Origin of the sequence: Pseudoalteromonas sp. SCSIO 43095, from assembly GCF_023650455.1 — a bacterium.
Lineage (GTDB): Bacteria > Pseudomonadota > Gammaproteobacteria > Enterobacterales > Alteromonadaceae > Pseudoalteromonas > Pseudoalteromonas tetraodonis.
The window spans coordinates 1,344,472-1,359,956 of record NZ_CP087995.1 but is presented as its reverse complement, the minus strand read 5'-3'; the positions used below and the strand labels follow the sequence as shown (position 1 = coordinate 1,359,956).

General features: G+C 40.0%; 16 protein-coding genes. 7 read left to right on the top strand and 9 right to left on the bottom strand.

Going from position 1 to position 15,485, the window contains the following annotated elements; genetic code table 11:
- The first annotated feature begins 157 nt into the window (after nucleotides 1-157).
- Entirely contained in the window at nucleotides 158-673 is a 516-nt protein-coding gene (gene fabA, locus LOC50_RS06510) for a bifunctional 3-hydroxydecanoyl-ACP dehydratase/trans-2-decenoyl-ACP isomerase (protein WP_008114654.1), read from the top strand.
- A 63-nt stretch (nucleotides 674-736) separates the two neighbouring features.
- Here the strand turns inward: fabA and rmf are convergent, their stop codons facing one another.
- Complete coding sequence (rmf, locus tag LOC50_RS06505; RefSeq protein WP_008114656.1) at nucleotides 737-907, bottom strand: ribosome modulation factor; 171 nt, start codon at nucleotides 905-907, stop codon at nucleotides 737-739.
- A gap of 363 nt (nucleotides 908-1,270) precedes the next feature.
- Between rmf and acuR the strand changes: the two genes are divergently transcribed.
- From acuR to LOC50_RS06490, 3 genes are all read left to right on the top strand, one after another.
- Nucleotides 1,271-1,906, top strand: coding sequence for an acrylate utilization transcriptional regulator AcuR (acuR, locus tag LOC50_RS06500; protein ID WP_069439469.1), 636 nt, complete (start codon nucleotides 1,271-1,273; stop codon nucleotides 1,904-1,906).
- Nucleotides 1,907-1,955: 49 nt separating this feature from the next.
- The gene (acuI, locus tag LOC50_RS06495; RefSeq protein ID WP_250653839.1) at nucleotides 1,956-2,948 is read left to right on the top strand and encodes an acrylyl-CoA reductase (NADPH); all 993 of its coding nucleotides are present in this window, start codon (nucleotides 1,956-1,958) and stop codon (nucleotides 2,946-2,948) included.
- 72 nt (nucleotides 2,949-3,020) lie between these two features.
- Nucleotides 3,021-3,437 carry a VF530 family protein gene (locus LOC50_RS06490; protein ID WP_248473853.1) on the top strand — a complete coding sequence of 139 codons (417 nt, stop codon included), beginning with the start codon at nucleotides 3,021-3,023 and terminating at the stop codon, nucleotides 3,435-3,437.
- 63 nt (nucleotides 3,438-3,500) lie between these two features.
- Here LOC50_RS06490 and LOC50_RS06485 read toward each other — a convergent pair whose 3' ends face one another.
- The gene (locus LOC50_RS06485) at nucleotides 3,501-3,935 is read right to left on the bottom strand and encodes a DUF3859 domain-containing protein (RefSeq protein WP_036982677.1); all 435 of its coding nucleotides are present in this window, start codon (nucleotides 3,933-3,935) and stop codon (nucleotides 3,501-3,503) included.
- Nucleotides 3,936-3,978: 43 nt separating this feature from the next.
- Nucleotides 3,979-5,796: a protein kinase domain-containing protein gene (locus LOC50_RS06480; protein WP_250653838.1), complete on the bottom strand. Its 1,818-nt coding sequence runs from the start codon at nucleotides 5,794-5,796 to the stop codon at nucleotides 3,979-3,981.
- A 241-nt stretch (nucleotides 5,797-6,037) separates the two neighbouring features.
- Here LOC50_RS06480 and LOC50_RS06475 point away from each other — a divergent pair, with 241 nt between their 5' ends.
- Complete coding sequence (locus LOC50_RS06475; protein ID WP_248473851.1) at nucleotides 6,038-7,555, top strand: leucyl aminopeptidase; 1,518 nt, start codon at nucleotides 6,038-6,040, stop codon at nucleotides 7,553-7,555.
- A gap of 551 nt (nucleotides 7,556-8,106) precedes the next feature.
- Here the strand turns inward: LOC50_RS06475 and LOC50_RS06470 are convergent.
- On the bottom strand, nucleotides 8,107-10,014 hold the full coding sequence (locus LOC50_RS06470; RefSeq protein ID WP_250653837.1) for a beta-ketoacyl synthase: 1,908 nt from the start codon (nucleotides 10,012-10,014) through the stop codon (nucleotides 8,107-8,109).
- A 128-nt stretch (nucleotides 10,015-10,142) separates the two neighbouring features.
- On the opposite strand from LOC50_RS06470, the gene LOC50_RS06465 reads away from it, so the two are divergent.
- Nucleotides 10,143-11,153 (top strand): GlxA family transcriptional regulator, encoded by a 1,011-nt coding sequence (locus LOC50_RS06465; protein ID WP_250653836.1) that lies wholly within the window; start codon nucleotides 10,143-10,145, stop codon nucleotides 11,151-11,153.
- On the opposite strand, the gene LOC50_RS06460 is transcribed toward LOC50_RS06465, so the two are convergent.
- The gene (locus LOC50_RS06460; protein ID WP_250653835.1) at nucleotides 11,131-11,508 is read right to left on the bottom strand and encodes a GGDEF domain-containing protein; all 378 of its coding nucleotides are present in this window, start codon (nucleotides 11,506-11,508) and stop codon (nucleotides 11,131-11,133) included. The genes LOC50_RS06465 and LOC50_RS06460 overlap by 23 nt on opposite strands.
- A 247-nt stretch (nucleotides 11,509-11,755) precedes the next feature.
- Nucleotides 11,756-11,971, bottom strand: a complete 216-nt coding sequence (locus LOC50_RS17435; protein ID WP_350309916.1) for a hypothetical protein — start codon at nucleotides 11,969-11,971, stop codon at nucleotides 11,756-11,758.
- 104 nt (nucleotides 11,972-12,075) lie between these two features.
- Between LOC50_RS17435 and LOC50_RS06455 the strand changes: the two genes are divergently transcribed.
- Nucleotides 12,076-12,216, top strand: a complete 141-nt coding sequence (locus LOC50_RS06455) for a hypothetical protein (RefSeq protein ID WP_250653834.1) — start codon at nucleotides 12,076-12,078, stop codon at nucleotides 12,214-12,216.
- Nucleotides 12,217-12,228: 12 nt separating this feature from the next.
- On the opposite strand, the gene LOC50_RS06450 is transcribed toward LOC50_RS06455, so the two are convergent.
- The 3 genes from LOC50_RS06450 to LOC50_RS06440 are packed head-to-tail and all read right to left on the bottom strand — an operon-like array spanning nucleotide 12,229 to nucleotide 15,296.
- Nucleotides 12,229-12,741, bottom strand: coding sequence for an MgtC/SapB family protein (locus tag LOC50_RS06450; RefSeq protein WP_013464839.1), 513 nt, complete (start codon nucleotides 12,739-12,741; stop codon nucleotides 12,229-12,231).
- 15 nt (nucleotides 12,742-12,756) lie between these two features.
- Nucleotides 12,757-13,902 carry a GNAT family N-acetyltransferase/peptidase C39 family protein gene (locus LOC50_RS06445; RefSeq protein ID WP_250653833.1) on the bottom strand — a complete coding sequence of 382 codons (1,146 nt, stop codon included), beginning with the start codon at nucleotides 13,900-13,902 and terminating at the stop codon, nucleotides 12,757-12,759.
- Entirely contained in the window at nucleotides 13,902-15,296 is a 1,395-nt protein-coding gene (locus LOC50_RS06440) for a RimK family ATP-grasp domain-containing protein (RefSeq protein ID WP_250653832.1), read from the bottom strand. Before LOC50_RS06440 ends, LOC50_RS06445 begins: the two co-directional genes overlap by 1 nt.
- Nucleotides 15,297-15,485 lie beyond the last annotated feature (189 nt).

Genomic DNA, 15,485 nt, shown 5'->3' with positions numbered 1-15,485 from the left:
TAATGATTTCTGTTAGTAATTGCGCGGTTTAATCATACTAAAATCAGTTCCATTGTCTGATTGGCTATATTTAAACCATTTTTTAACTGCTCCGAGTTGTTTAGCGTACAAGTGTACGCTAAAGTACGGGGCAATTTCTAAGCAAAGATAAAGTGTTATGGAACCTAAGAATAGCTATACAAAAGAAGATTTGATCCTTTGTGGTCAAGGTGAAATGTTTGGTGAAGGAAATTGTCGTTTACCAAGTGACAACATGTTAATGATGGATCGTATCATCTCTATCACCGATGATGGTGGTGAGCATGGTAAAGGCCAAATTATTGCTGAGCTAGATATTGACCCTAGCCTATGGTTTTTTGACTGCCACTTTAAAGGCGACCCTGTAATGCCGGGTTGTTTAGGCTTAGATGCAATGTGGCAACTGGTTGGGTTTTTCTTAGGCTGGTCTGGTGGCCCTGGTCTTGGCCGCGCATTAGGTGTAGGCGAAGTGAAATTTACTGGCCAAATCCTACCAACGGCAAAAAAAGTAACTTACCGTCTCGATATGAAACGCGTTATTAAACGTAAGTTGTTTATGGGTATGGCTGATGGCACTGTTGAAGTAGACGGCCGCGTTATATACGAAGCAAAAGATTTAAAAGTGGGCTTATTCCAAGACACTAGCGCGTTTTAATTTTAACGCACGCAACAAAAAAGCCTCTAACTAGAGGCTTTTTTGCTTAAATTCGTTGTGAGTTTATGTTTTATACATATTGCGATTTTCTATTGCCTCGCGCCAACCACCAAGCCACTCAGACTTAGGATCAACTTGTTGATAAGGGCAGTGCTCTTTTGAGCGACCAGCTAAACCAGCTTTAAAACCTTGAGAATGAGCTCTTTCTAAACGATCTCTTTTCTGTCTCTTCATCGGTAAAATCCTCACCTTTATATTTATATTTTTGTAGCATTAAGTTCATCTACATTTAATAAATAGCTAACAAAAATGTTTAATTCAAACACAAAATACAATTAATTTGTTTGACTTTAACTAAGCTGCTGATGCAATGATAAATTAATTTAAAAATAATTTTATTGCTCAACTTTAACCTATTTAACTTTATTAAAATGTACCGATACATCGGTTCAAAACACACAAGTGTCATATTTGTGACTAACAATATACCCTTAAGTTCCCAATTAATTTGTAATCAAAATATGAACGTCAGAGCTGTTTTAAAAACATTCCAAATAAAAACTTGATTAATTAAAACCGATCGGTCTAATATGAAGCATGAACAAAACACCAGCAGTTGCAACTAGGCGTGGCCGCCCACCCAAAATAGCCAGAGACAGCGCAGATACAAAAGCGCTGCTCATTCGTGTGGGCTTAGAAACCTTAACTGAGTTTGGCTTTAGTGCCACAGGGCTCGATACCATATTAAAAAAAGCAAAAGTACCAAAAGGCTCCTTTTATCATTACTTTAAAAGTAAAGAAGCCTATGGCTTGGCACTTGTTGATGCCTACGACGATTTTTTTATAAATAAACTTAAATGTTACCTAGAGCAATCCGAAGTCCCCGCACTCGAGCGCATTGTTAATTTCACACAAAGCGCAATTGCTGGAATGCAAAAGTATGATTACAAACGCGGGTGCTTGGTGGGTAACTTAAATCAAGAGCTTAATCATTTAAGTGACGACTTTAAAACCCGTTTAATGCAAAGCTACATCGCTTGGCAACAACAATTAAAACGATGTTTAGATTTAGCGCAGCAGCAACAAACTATTAATCCACACATTAATACCGAACAAATGAGTGAATATTTTTGGGTGGGTTGGGAAGGTGCAGTAATGCGAGCTAAACTAACCCAATCAAGTAAGCCACTTACCTTATACACAGAAATGTTTTTACGCGCATTACTCAGTTAATGTATTTTTTATTATTAATTTAAAGACGATCGGTCTAAAAGGAAATCTAATGAGCAATTCTATTAAAGCTATTGTTATAGATAAGCAAGACGACAACTACACTGCAGCCCTAAGCACCATAAACAGTGACGATCTGCCAAACGAAAATGTATTAATTGATGTGCTTTACAGTACCTTAAATTATAAAGATGGCTTAGCCATCACGGGTAAAGGCCCCGTTGTACGTAGTTTTCCTATGGTGCCGGGGATTGATTTACTGGGTACAGTGACTAGCAGCGACAGTGCTGAATTTAAAAGTGGCGACCACGTTATTTTAAATGGTTTTGGTGTTGGCGAAAAGCACTGGGGTGGCTTATCTCAAAAAGCAGCACTGAGCAGTGATTGGTTAATTCCCCTACCCGCTAACTTATCACCTAAACAAGCTATGCAAATTGGTACTGCCGGTTATACGGCAATGCTCAGTGTTATTGCACTAGAAAAGCAAGGCGTTACTCCCGAGTCAGGTGAAATTTTAGTGACCGGTGCTAATGGTGGCGTAGGTAGTTTTGCTATTTATTTACTAAGCCAGCTAGGTTATCAAGTCACCGCTGCAACAGGTCGTATGGAGCAAGCAGACTATTTAAAATCATTAGGAGCAACTAATGTAATTGATAGAAATGAGTTTTCGAACCCTGGTAAACCTCTGCAAAAAGAACGCTTTGCTGCAGCTATTGATTCTGTGGGTAGCCATACACTTGCAAATATTTGTGCATCACTTAAATATGGGGGGGTCGTTACTGCTTGCGGGCTTGCTCAAGGTATGGACTTACCGGCCTCGGTTGCACCATTTATTTTACGTGGGGTTTCATTAATGGGTATTGATAGCGTTATGCGCCCTAAAGCGGATCGTGTTGAAGCTTGGGATCGTTTAGCTTCATTAGTTAATGCTGATTACTTGGATAAAATTTCAACTGAAATAAATCTTGATCAAGTCATTGAAAGCGCCGAGCAACTAATGCAAGGCCAAATTCGTGGTCGTGTAGTGGTTAATTGTCAAAGTTAAGCATTTTTGCTACTAAACTCTCGTTATTAAATTTATAATGTTCGCTGATTTTTTAATAACGAGAGAACACCTATGAGCAACCAAGAACTTTTCAGTAATAACCCACTGCAAGGCGTTAAATTAGAGCAAGTGGTTGAAGAACTGGTTGAGCAATATGGGTGGGAACTCCTGCATGCCTACTTACAACTTAACTGCTTTAAAAATAATCCAGACATTAAATCTGCAGTTAAATTTTTGCGTAAAACCGAGTGGGCACAACAAAAAGTAGATAATTTCTATTTGTACCGCCTTAAAAACTTACCTCGCCCAGATGACGTACAATACGAACTGCCTCCACGCGACCGTATTATCCCTGAAGGTGATAAACCAGGTGACCCTTGCGAGTTAAGCTTTTCTGATGCCAAACGTATTCAAGCAAAAAAAGCAGCAAAACAACGTGCGCGTACCCGTAAGCAACGTTCAAATTCAAGTAACCCGTGGGGTAACTAATACACCTTTTAGGCAAGAGTTAACAATAAACGTTAGCTCTTGCGTTATTGCATAGTGTAGCAATTAATAACCACGGTATTTCCAAAAGTCGTCTTCGGTTTTTGTCTCTTCATTAGCCACTAACTTAAATGTTTTATCCGCAATGACTTTCCCCGCTAAAGATAAGGTCATACGCCAGTCACCTATTTTATCCTCAATAGGCTCCCATACCGTATCGCCTAAATAAAACGACCAGTCGTTATCTTTAACATATACAGTGCCCTCAAAAGGCAGCATCACTTCGCCATTGGTATCTATAATATCTGGGTGGTAAATACAGAAATGTAGTTTTTCGCCTTTGGCTTTTTTAATATTAACTATCAGACCAAATTCTACATCAAGTTCTGCTTTGACTTGCGTAGTGAATTGAGTAATTTGCGGTAGTGATTTACTGTCTTTGTCCCAGTGACTATATATGCCGAAACTTTGTAACGTAATTTGTGGTTTAGATTTTGCCATTGAACTTTCAATTTTTAAACCACCAGCTTAAGCGAGCGGTTTATTAATTAAGTAGTTGCTTTGGATTTTTAGGGTAATAATTGCTGGGTTGTTGTTCACATAAACCGAACTCACGAGTGTTTTTATAAGGTAACTTCATAAAGCCAGCTACCCCCACGTCGGTAATATTTACCGCGTATTGCATAAGCTTATTTAGTAAACGTTTAAATTCTACTTCTTTGCTGGCATCAAGTAATCTGTAGTAATGATGAATTTTCATCCTATCTGGCAGCGCCTCAAAAATAATACAGCCGGTATGATGTATCTGGTTTAGCTCAAATACACATTTAATGACTTTTTTAGGCAGTTGCAGTTGCTCATCGGGGTCTTTACCATCTTCAAAATATGAATGCGGACGCGTCACATCGCTGGCTTTTACATTAACCACTTCATAATCAAGCTCTGGTAATTGATTAAATTTAAATGCGCCGGTGCCATCACGTTCTAACTGAATTGTTTTGCGGGCATCAAATAAACAGCACTTAAATAAGCCTTTTTGGCTAATAGCTTGTGCAAGCATCACCGTGTTATTAACCGCATCAGTAAACGCGGTTGCGAGTGTTTCGTCATGCATAATGAGTGACGATTCAACATACAAAGATTCATCTTTCCAATGAAAGCTGAGCCCTCCTACTACAGGATATTTAGCTAAACGACTAATAGAGGCTAAAAATGCTTTTTCGGTATCCCCAGTATCAAATAAAAACTCTTTATAATACCTATCAAGCTGAGCATCGTTTACATCGAGTAATTGCTGTTTATGGTCGGCTTGGCGTAAAAATTGTTTTCTAGAGCTATAAACTACGGTTTCGGGTTCGGGGTCTTGGCTAAACCAAAACGGAATTGCCGCTTTAGTTTCTGTTTTTGGTAGTTGTGGTAAATACGCTTTTGCCATGGTTTCTATGTTACGCATAAAATAGTCACCCGCTTTGTCTCTAACCAACCGTTCTTTTGAAAGCATGCCATCAATAACGTTTGCCAGCTCCTTAGGTAACATTAAACTGCTGGCCGGTATAGCCTGAGCACCAAATCGGCAAGACTGCGCTGAGGCAAGAGCATATAGCGTTGATGCAACCCCTTGCTCATCAAAACGAGGGGATGACTTTTCACCCGACATTTGCGCATCACCTATAAAATAAACATCACCCATTCGTGCGTTAGTGGTACTTAAATCGCCGGACATTAAATCCATAAAATTACTGGCAATTGGGTTTTCTTGTTCATCTACTTGGGCATAAACAGAGCTTCCCCAGTCAACCAAGGATAGCTGCTTTTCATTTTCATCCCACACCAAGTTAGAGGGTTTAATATCACCATGTACAATAGGCTGCGGGCTTAAACCATTTTTATGACGACGTAAATCAAGCAACACATTTCTTAATTTAACCGCTAAGCTCATTATTTTAGCGGCCGGTAAGCGCCCTTGCTTTAGTGATATTTTTTCAAGGTCTTCACCAATGGCGCGCGCCATCATCAAAATACCTTGCTTTTTTATTCGCTCAAAGCCATAAAATGTTGGCACTAAGGGATTTTTGATTTGCGAAAGCATATACGCTTCATCTTCAAGGCGATCACGTACACTTTGCGCGAGCGTAATTCTAGAAAACTTAAACACCCAAGGCAGGCCATGCTCATCATCCCCTGCAAATACAAACCCAAATGCCCCTGAGCCAATCATTTCTACCTTTTTATACCCAAGCAAAGTGAGCTGTTTAATACAAATATTAAGCCACTGACGATGTTTTTTTGCATCACGGTGTGACAGCAAATAAACCGATTGCTCTTCGTTGATATAAAAATTACGAATTTCTTTAGCTTTCAATGTGGGTTCTCTAGGTTTGTTGTTAAAAGCGTAGTGTTACCTTTATGTTTAATAGTAACGCGAGCATTGTTTTAATTAAACCTTTAAGCATCACAATATGTTTATCAAGTCGTTATGTCATGGTAATTAGACATGAATTTAGACGTATATCGCTGTTATTTGCGATTTCGCCGTATCCTACTTAACCACAGCATCGTAAATAGTGTAAAACACACCTTTATATTATTCTTAGGTAAAAAAAATGAAACGTATTATAAAAGCCTCTTCAATCGCGCTTGCACTGAGTATGTGCATGAATGCCCAAGCCGCAGACTTTAATTTTTCTTCAAAAGTGAACAGCGATGCAAATACGCTGGTTGTATTTTATAGCCAAGATGGAAATAACAGCCAATTTAAAGCGCTCGACAAGCAGTTCGATGGCCAATTGCAACGCGTTATTGATATAGAAAATTTTACCGGCGATTACGCTAAAGTGGCACAACTTGCTGCGCCAAGTAAAAGTAACTACAGCCGCGTTTTAGTCGTAGGTACTGGTAAAACTAGCGAGCTTGATAAAGCAAAAGCAGCTAAGTTAGGCGGTAATATTCATGCTCAACTAGTTAAAGCCAAAGTTGGTACTGCCAGCGTTGTATTTGAAGATGTAACCGGTGTAAGTGACAATGCATTACTTGCTGCTAACTTTGCCCATGGTGCAAACTTACGCGATCATCGTTTCGAAAACTATAAAAAAGAACCAAACACTGAAACAGTTAGCTACACATTTGATGTTAATAACACCAAGCAAACTCGCAAGCTTTACACCCAATTAGAAAGTATTCAAGCGGGTGTTTTTTTAGCCCGCGATTTAACCTCTGAAGTCGCTACCGAAATGACGCCGGTTGACTTTGCTAATGCGGCAAAAGAATTAGCATCTTTAGGCGTAACCATCAAAGTATTAGAGCCTAAAGAAATAAAAGAACTGGGTATGGGTGCATTAGAAGCTGTTGGCCGAGGTAGCCAGCAAGGTGCCCGTTTAGTGGTTGCCCATTATAAAGGGTCTGACGATGCCCCTATTGCCCTTGTTGGTAAAGGCATTACATTTGACTCAGGTGGTTACAGCATTAAAACCGGCGCATCTATCGCACGTATGAAGTCAGACATGGCCGGTGCTGCTGCAGTATTGGGTACAGTTAAAGCAATGGCGTTAGCTAAAGCTGAGAAAAACGTGGTAGCTGTTATGGGTATGGCTGCGAATATGGTATCGCAGTTCGCTGTAGCACCAGGTGATGTTGTTCGCACAGCTGAAGGCTTGAGTGTTGAAATTTTAAATACCGACGCCGAAGGCCGCTTAGTATTAAGTGATGCTATGTGGTATGCGCGTGAGTATTACAAACCAGAAATTATGATTGATGTTGCAACACTCACCGGTTCAAAAATCCGTGCTGTAGGCAATGAATACGCGGCTGTGTTTTCAGATGACGACGCTTTAGTATCTCAACTAACGGTAGCCGGTAAACAAGTGAACGAAAACCTATGGCGCCTACCTTTAGGGTATAAAGATATGTTGGAGTCTGACATTGCAGATTTAACAAATGTGGGATCAGGTGGCCCAGGCGCAACCACTGCAGCCACTTTCTTAGAGCATTTTGCTGGCGATACACGTTGGGTGCATATCGATATTGCAGGTAATGCCTTAGTGAAAAAAGGTAAAGATGAGCTTTCGCCAGGGGGAACGGGGTTTGGTGTTCGCTTACTAAGCGAATGGTTATTAGCTAACTAATTGTTTATTAATACTAATAAAAGCGCCAAAGTAGGTTTACTGTTTTGGCGCTTTTTGCATTTTACTGAGTAGCTTTATAGGTAAGGCCTCATAAATAAACAGTTAAAACCGTTTTATTAATTGGTTTTGTTTAATTTATAGCCAAAGGTGAAAAAACAAACAGTAATGAGGTCAATGGAATGAAAGTAACCTACCTGCTTTATAGCGTTTTTATTTATCTATTTGTTTTCTTTTATTTTTTGAACAGCTCTGAGCCATTGCAGCTGGTGTTATAGTACTATTGTTTGCCTGTTTTATATAAAGCCTGCCCCTTCAAAAGTTAAACATAATCAAGACTCAACGCCTGTGCAAAGCTTCACCAATAAAATAGTTTCAGGCTGGCCATCCAAAGATTAATGCGGAATAAGAGATTAGTAATTTGAAGTATTTGCAAAGAGGTGAAGTTTTAATATTTTTGTTAAGGAACTAATTAGCACATTAGTTAAACTACAAAATGGGTTCATATATTAAAAAAGGCGCTTAAAAAGCGCCTTGCTAACAAGTATGTGTGCTTAGAACATATCTTGATAGGAATTTGTTGTACTGAATGTAATTGCTTTTTCAAAGCCTGGCAGCTGAATGCTGTGCTCATCAATAACAATGTCATTTTCATCAATCAGCCCATCACCAAAACGATAAACAAGCACGTATTGACCTAAATCTGCTTGTTGTTGATAGTGTTGTTGTGCTTCTTTTACTGCTGCATGCTTGCTGGTATAAAGCCCCATCGTTTCATCGCCATGACGCTTAGCAAGCATCTGCATCGTTACTTTTGCTGAAAGCACTGTGGCTGTTGCATTATTACCACCAAACCCTTTAGAGTTTATAAATGCAATATCCATATCACCACAATCATAGTGACTGTTACGAATATCTAAATGATCTGCATAAACATCATCAGCCACTTTATCTATGGTAGTAATGCCCGGCATAATATTATGACTAAATACACCTAAGGCAATGGCAAGCTGATCGCCACTGGCAGGTGCTATAGTATGGCCAACATACGCTTTAGGGGCGGTTACTTTCCAATTATCTATTGCAAATGTTTGCGCTACTTTATGATAAATTAACGACTCAGTTACGCGGTTTTGTGGTGTGCTTGAACCATGGGCTAAAATAAAGCTACGTTGCTGTAATGCCTCTTTACCTAGTAAGCTACTGGCAAGTGCAGCCGATTTTGCCATGGTAATGTAGTTACCAGGCCCAGGTGAAGTAATTGATTTCTTTACTCCATCGGCGTTAACAAATACATCAGGCACACAGCCCATAATGTCTGCACCTAGTTCAAGTACCAGCGCATCATCCATTAATATAGCCACTTGTGCGCCTTCACCTAAAGTAAAGCCACAGTTTTCGCCAAATGGACGGCTGCTTCTACGATAATCAGGTTCATCGTCATTACTTAAATCATCTAAGCGGCGCAAACCTTCAATATTAGCCAGCGCACTCATATTGCCAAAGCCTTCAACCACCTCAGGGGTAATCGCACATTCTACACTTGCCACAATTGCAACACGTGTGCGCCCTGCTTGTATATCGTTTACTGCTGCGCGCAAGTTATATAAAAAAGTAGCACACGCACCCGATGTAGAAAAAGTAGTTCCTACATTGCCCGTAACATAGGCGTTAATAAAATCAGTCGACATTGTATTTAAACCCAGTGCCAACTGCTTAGTGCTGACGCGATCACCTTGCTGGCGCGCTTTAACTAACCCACCTAAACCTTTATCGTCCATTTGGCCAATAACCGATGCTGAATAGGTACCAATTTTATCAGGCTCAACACTATTCATAATGTATTGCCAATCAAGTCCTGTTGATTTTATTGCATCGGTGGCAGCAAAAATAGTGGCTTGTAAGCCTCGAGGTTGGTAGCGGCTATTGTACATAATTGACGGATCAAACCCTGTGGGTAGTTGCCCTGCCGATTTAATTGGGTTATCACGAGTAGAATCATGTTTAATATCAAATTGAGCCGCAATAGTTACTTTCACTTTTTTATTTTCAAGCTCTTCTACGTGCCAACTTTCAGGAACTGGCGAAGGTAAATCACGACGGCGTGTTTCAAACACAATCGCGTTTTCATCCGATGCGGTTAACGTCATTTTTTGCTGCCACGGCGTGGCATCTACATCAAAGTGTTGTTTTTCAATTTTGCGAATTAATGTACCTGCAATAATTTGCTCACCAAAACGTGCTTCTATGTCGCTTTGCTCAACATTATTGCCTTGCATGTCTTGTAGTTGTCCATTCACAACACTCACTAAATTCATTAATGTGGCAAGGCCTAAAAATGTTTCTTGACGAGCTTGAGACTCTAAGCTATCTAACACGATACGACGATAACCTTGATGAAAAGAAGTACGGCCAGCGGCATTAATGCCTCCCATGCCGATAATGACGGGTAATGCGGTCATAATTTACCTTTAAAAAAACGTGTTATAATAATATGGAATTAGTTTAAATGGATTACGCACACATCTTTGTGCTTTAATAGCCAAATATTAAGCACAAAAGGCCAAAAACAACTGGTCGGAGCATTTAAATGAGCAATAATCCAACAAATTCACCATTAAATATAGCCATTGCTGTTTACTCGCACCTACTGGTAACTAGTTTAACCCTGCCAATTGAAATGCTCCAAGCAGGTGAAGCGTTCGCCAAGGGGCACACTAGTAAGCAACACTTTAGAGCGCTGAATATTCATTTAATTGCTAAAAATATGGCTCCTATTGCAACCAGAACAGGTTTAGCCATCGTGCCTGATTGCAGCAATGATAACGCCCCCTATTGCGATTTAATCATTGTTCCGGGTATTTGGCGTAATCCCCGCCCGGTTGTTAAAACGAATCAACCAATAGTTAATTGGCTCAATGAGAGTTTTACGATGGGAAGCCATATTATTGGTGTTGGTACCGGCAATTGTTTGCTCGCAGAAGCCGGTTTACTTGATGGTCACCCTGCAACCACTCACTGGCATTATGCCAAGCAATTTTCTCAAGATTATCCAAACGTTAGCTTAAAACCTGATTTTTTTATTACCCAATCAGAGCGCCTGTATACGGTAGCGAGTTTAAATGCCTTAGCTGACGTTATTGTTCATATTATTAGCCAATACTATGGTAAAGAAGCGGCGCAGCATGTTGAGCGGAACTTTTCACATGAAATTCGTAAACCCTACGAAGATCAACGCTATTTAGAAGGCGCCGTTAACCGACATGCTGATGAACTTATTGCACAAATACAATTTTGGTTAAAAACTAATTTATCTAGTGAGTTAGATTTACAAGAAGTCGCGGCACAATTTAGCTTAAGCTACCGCACGTTTACACGCAGGTTTCGACTTGCTACAAATCAAAGCCCTATAGAGTACTGGCAGCAGCTACGTGTTGAAGGTGCAAAAGAATTACTGGCCTCATCGAACTTATCAATTCAGGAAGTCGCGTTAGAAGTTGGCTATAACGATCAAGGACACTTGACCCGTGTGTTTAAAAAGGTATTGAGCCAAACCCCGAGCGAATACAGAAAAGTAGTCAGACGAAAGTTATTTGGTTAATTGTTTCTTTGCCCTTGTTTGATATTTTAGTCAGCCCGTTGACAACGCAGTATCGACCGTTGTTTTTAGCTAAATATAAATAATTATCGGCTAATCTTAAAATTTCACTCAGGTGAGTATGCTCATGTGCATCAATACCGACCAAGCCAATACTGATAGTGATGTTTAACGTGCTCTGCATATAAGTAAATTGATGATTTTGTATGTCTATTCTTAGCTTATCCATTGTGATTTCACTCAGGTGAGTATGCTCATAAGCATCAATATCAACCAAGCCAATACTAATAGTGATATTTAACGTGCTCTGCATATAAGTAAATTGATGATTTTGTATGTCTATTCTTAGCTTATCCATTGTGATTACAGGGACCTCTATGTCGTCATTTACCACCAATGTAAATTCTTCACCGCCAAAACAATAAACATGTTCATCACCGGCATCGTGCCCATATTTATCGTTTACTTTTTAAAAAATCCAGATCAGCTAAGGCAAAACAATAGGGGTTAGAAAAGTCGATATGGTTATGAAAATGGCTTTTAAAAGCACGTCGGTTATGAAGCTGCGTTAAGCTGTCGCGTAATGCTAAATTAATAATTTCCTCTTAATTAGAGGCTCTCATCGATTTAAAAACATGTGAAACACCCCGCACAATAATATACGTCAGAGAAAGATTAATGATGAGCTTAAAATTTATTTCAACTAACCGTTTGTCGATAATATAAAACAGCAGTAACAACGTAATCAAAAAGCCAAAGCTGCTTATAAAGCCATGCTTTTTTCCAAACAATAAGTAAACCAATACAGGAAGAGTACACACCCAATGCGATATGCCAGTCTCTAGATTAATTGCGGTGATAGCGAGCAACACAACCGCAAACTAAGTATAAATAACAGCATAGCGATGCCATAATTTAGAGCGGCTTGTTCTCGTTTGGTGAAACCGCAGAAGAACTAAACTCGTTAAAAATACTCAATGTAGACAATGTACAAGGTTATTTTATTGGCCGCCCCGCACCAATTGAAGATGCGCTTAGCTTCCAAAACAAAGCACTACCCGCATAAAAACGCCACTAATTAGTGGCGCTCGGTATCAATACTGTCTTTTCGATAATAGCGTTTATGATAACTTTTCACTTTAGCATGCACGCCTTTACTTAAGCTTTTAAACTTAGCTTCTAGCACATCAACGCCGTATAAAATACCCACCACAAGCACCGAGAGCTTAATAGCAGCCCCTAGATTCTCGGTTGCTATCATCACGCCAATGGAGGCCAGTACCCAAATGGTGGCAGCAGAGGTAACCCCGACTACCGCACCGTCTTTTGCGAGCATTACGCCTGCGCCTAAAAAGCCGATGCCGGTAATTATTTGCCCGACCACGCGAGAATGATCAATCACATCCCCTTGTAAATTAAACGCAGTCGATAAAAACAAGTAAGTACCTAAAGTGATCAGTGCAGAAGTACGGATCCCTACAGGTTTGCCTCGCAATTGCCGTTCTATACCAATAATAGCCCCACAAAAAGCCGCCGTACCAATAGCTGCCCACGAGTATGGGGCTACATCGATAAAATCTAAAAATGTCACTTAAAATCCTATCTATTATTTTTTACCAATAGCAACTGCTGTTCTAAGCCTTTGACTACCAAAAGCAGACATTTTACTAAAATCGCTGCGTGCAATTGGCACATATTGACAGTCAATCGCTAATTGGTTGTCGTTACCTGGTTCGCAAAACGGGTCATGTACGTACACACAGTGCGCATCTAAATGAGTAACACAAACCCAATGCGGTGATTTTTTTCCATCAAACCGATAAGTACTTATTAACAGCAACACACTAAAACCTTGGTTTAACCAGGTTTCTATATCAGTTAGTTCAACATCTTTGTAGGTAACAGAAATATTAGCCGAGGCTATACCTTCAACAAATTGCTGATGTACTGTCGCCAGCACCGTTTTTTTATTATCACTGCGTACCCCATCTAAAAATAATGGCTCTGAGGTATTAACAATGACCTCACTTTTAAATCCCCGTTTATTTGCAGCCAATGCCAAGCCAAACGGATGACAACCACCATGCCCCGAGGTCATAAAAATAGTGGTGCCTTCACGCCATAAGGCAAGTTCATGTGACTGACTCAGCTCTGTGCTGTTATCAAGCGAGCCCATTGCCATTAATAATGCCGCAGGCCCGCAGGTAAACTCGGTAGTTTGCTGATACCATGGCGTTAAACGCTCAACTTGCAACTCGCTGGTTTGACGGATGTTTTTTTGCATGCGCAAGGCATCACTGTGATCATCGTAATAATCACTGTACTGACCAAAAACACGATACCCTACACTTTTATAAAGCCCTATGGCGCTGTCGTTATTTACTGCCACTTCTAAACGCAAATAAATACGCCCACGCTCACTAGTAGCTTTTTCAAGGGCTTTAAGCAGCGTTTTAGCAATTCCTTTGCCCTGCATCGTCGGTAATACGGCTAACGAATACAAACGTGCTAACCGCGTGCCTTTGTGGCACCACACTAAACCGTAACCACATAATTGCGCATTATGCTCGGCGACTAATAAAATCCCATGTTTAGCACTAAGCCAACGCTTTAAACTTCGCGCACTAAGCTTATCGTTACTAAAGCAGGCATTTTCAAGCGCCACTAATGCTTTTAAATCACTCGCGCTTGCAGGGCGAATACTAATACCCGCTCCTGCAAAAATCGTCATATCAGACAATGCGTTAAGCATTAGCCGCGACCTCGTGCTTCAAGGCGCTGTTTAAACTCATCCATAATGATCATGTATAACTCATCACCTAAGTAACCATCTTCTACTTTGTGATCAATACTTGGGTTATCGTTTACTTCCAACACATACGCACGGCCTTGATGCTCTTTTACGTCCACACCGTATAAACCCTTACCCACGGTTTTACATGCTTTTAAAGCAGCATCCAGTACAGCTTTAGGTAATTCAAACGTAGGCAATGTTTCAAAGCCACCCGAGAAAAACCGTTTCGCGTCATGGTTATATATTTGCCAATGGTTACGCGCCATTAAATAACGACACGCATAAATAGCACGGCCATTAAGTACCCCTACACGCCAATCGTATTCTGTGTACATGTACTCTTGCGCCAGAACTAGCGCACTTAAAGCAAATAACTCACTAAGCTTAACTTCTAATTCATCACGATTAGCAACTTTATACACGCCTTTTGAAAACGACCCTTCTGGCATTTTTAATACCAGCGGATAAGTAAACGACGCTTCTAGTTGCTCAATTGTGTCTTTTGATTGATCTGCCACAACTACGGTTTTTAAGCTCGGTACTTTTTGATAATTAAATGCATCATGTAAGTACACTTTATTACAGCATCGTAAAATAGACTCCGCATCATCAATCACCACTATACCTAAGCTTTGCGCTTTACTTGCAAGGCGGTAGGTTGGGTGATCAATCGCTGTTGTTTGGCGAATAAACAACGCATCAAATTGGGCAATATTGTCTATTTCCTCAAAGCTTAGTGCTTTTGCGTTAATACCATGTTTCGCTGCTGCTTTTATAAAACGGGCTATTGCATCTTTATCACTTGGCGGTACTTTTTCGTTATGATCAACCAATATCGCCATATCCCAACGAAAACGGCGCTCTACTTTACCAATACGCCATTGCGTTTGGGTAAACTCATTTAGCTTTTCAATAAACGCAGCATATTGTTGCTCGCTTAGGGACGCTAATGATCCTTGTTGTAATAAGCCTTGCTCATCAACAAATAAAATAGGCGCTGGGTATTGTTTAAAAACCGATTTAGCGGCTTTAGCTTGTTGATCATTTCCCGCGTGACCAAAATAAACAGCACCATCAATATGGCCAATATTTTGTAATGACGCTTGATTGCTTCGAAGCGCGTTAATTGTTTTTACACTCGGTAATACTTGGTGCTTGCGGGCTTCTGCAAGCAATGAACAATAATAACCCTTACTCAAGTATTGGCTTGAGTCGCATAAATTAATAATGCGGGTTTTAGGTTCGTTACGTTTGGGGTAATCTCGTAAATAGGTGTCAAATGTAATGACATTTTCAAATGAAAGAGCAAGCGTTTGCTCATTGTTATCAACCACTATTAAGGTTTTAAACACGACTTTTCCTAGTTAAGTCAAAATATACAAAGCAGCCTTGCTAATCAGTTAGCTCAGCGAATAAAACAGCAAATAGAAACACCTATCGCACTAAGTGCAGTATTTAGCAAATCACTTAATACGATAGGTGCTTTAACGAATATCTACTATAAACGTTAGCGCTTAAATTGCTTAAGCGACAGGTGATTT

Excerpts from the sequence above, each read along its gene's own strand:
- fabA (WP_008114654.1), top strand. The coding sequence starts at position 158 with ATGGAACCTAAGAATAGCTATACAAAAGAAGATTTGATCCTTTGTGGT.
- rmf (WP_008114656.1), bottom strand. The coding sequence starts at position 907 with ATGAAGAGACAGAAAAGAGATCGTTTAGAAAGAGCTCATTCTCAAGGT.
- acuR (WP_069439469.1), top strand. The coding sequence starts at position 1,271 with ATGAACAAAACACCAGCAGTTGCAACTAGGCGTGGCCGCCCACCCAAA.
- acuI (WP_250653839.1), top strand. The coding sequence starts at position 1,956 with ATGAGCAATTCTATTAAAGCTATTGTTATAGATAAGCAAGACGACAAC.
- LOC50_RS06490 (WP_248473853.1), top strand. The coding sequence starts at position 3,021 with ATGAGCAACCAAGAACTTTTCAGTAATAACCCACTGCAAGGCGTTAAA.
- LOC50_RS06485 (WP_036982677.1), bottom strand. The coding sequence starts at position 3,935 with ATGGCAAAATCTAAACCACAAATTACGTTACAAAGTTTCGGCATATAT.
- LOC50_RS06475 (WP_248473851.1), top strand. The coding sequence starts at position 6,038 with ATGAAACGTATTATAAAAGCCTCTTCAATCGCGCTTGCACTGAGTATG.
- LOC50_RS06470 (WP_250653837.1), bottom strand. The coding sequence starts at position 10,014 with ATGACCGCATTACCCGTCATTATCGGCATGGGAGGCATTAATGCCGCT.
- LOC50_RS06465 (WP_250653836.1), top strand. The coding sequence starts at position 10,143 with ATGAGCAATAATCCAACAAATTCACCATTAAATATAGCCATTGCTGTT.
- LOC50_RS06460 (WP_250653835.1), bottom strand. The coding sequence starts at position 11,508 with ATGGATAAGCTAAGAATAGACATACAAAATCATCAATTTACTTATATG.
- LOC50_RS06445 (WP_250653833.1), bottom strand. The coding sequence starts at position 13,902 with ATGCTTAACGCATTGTCTGATATGACGATTTTTGCAGGAGCGGGTATT.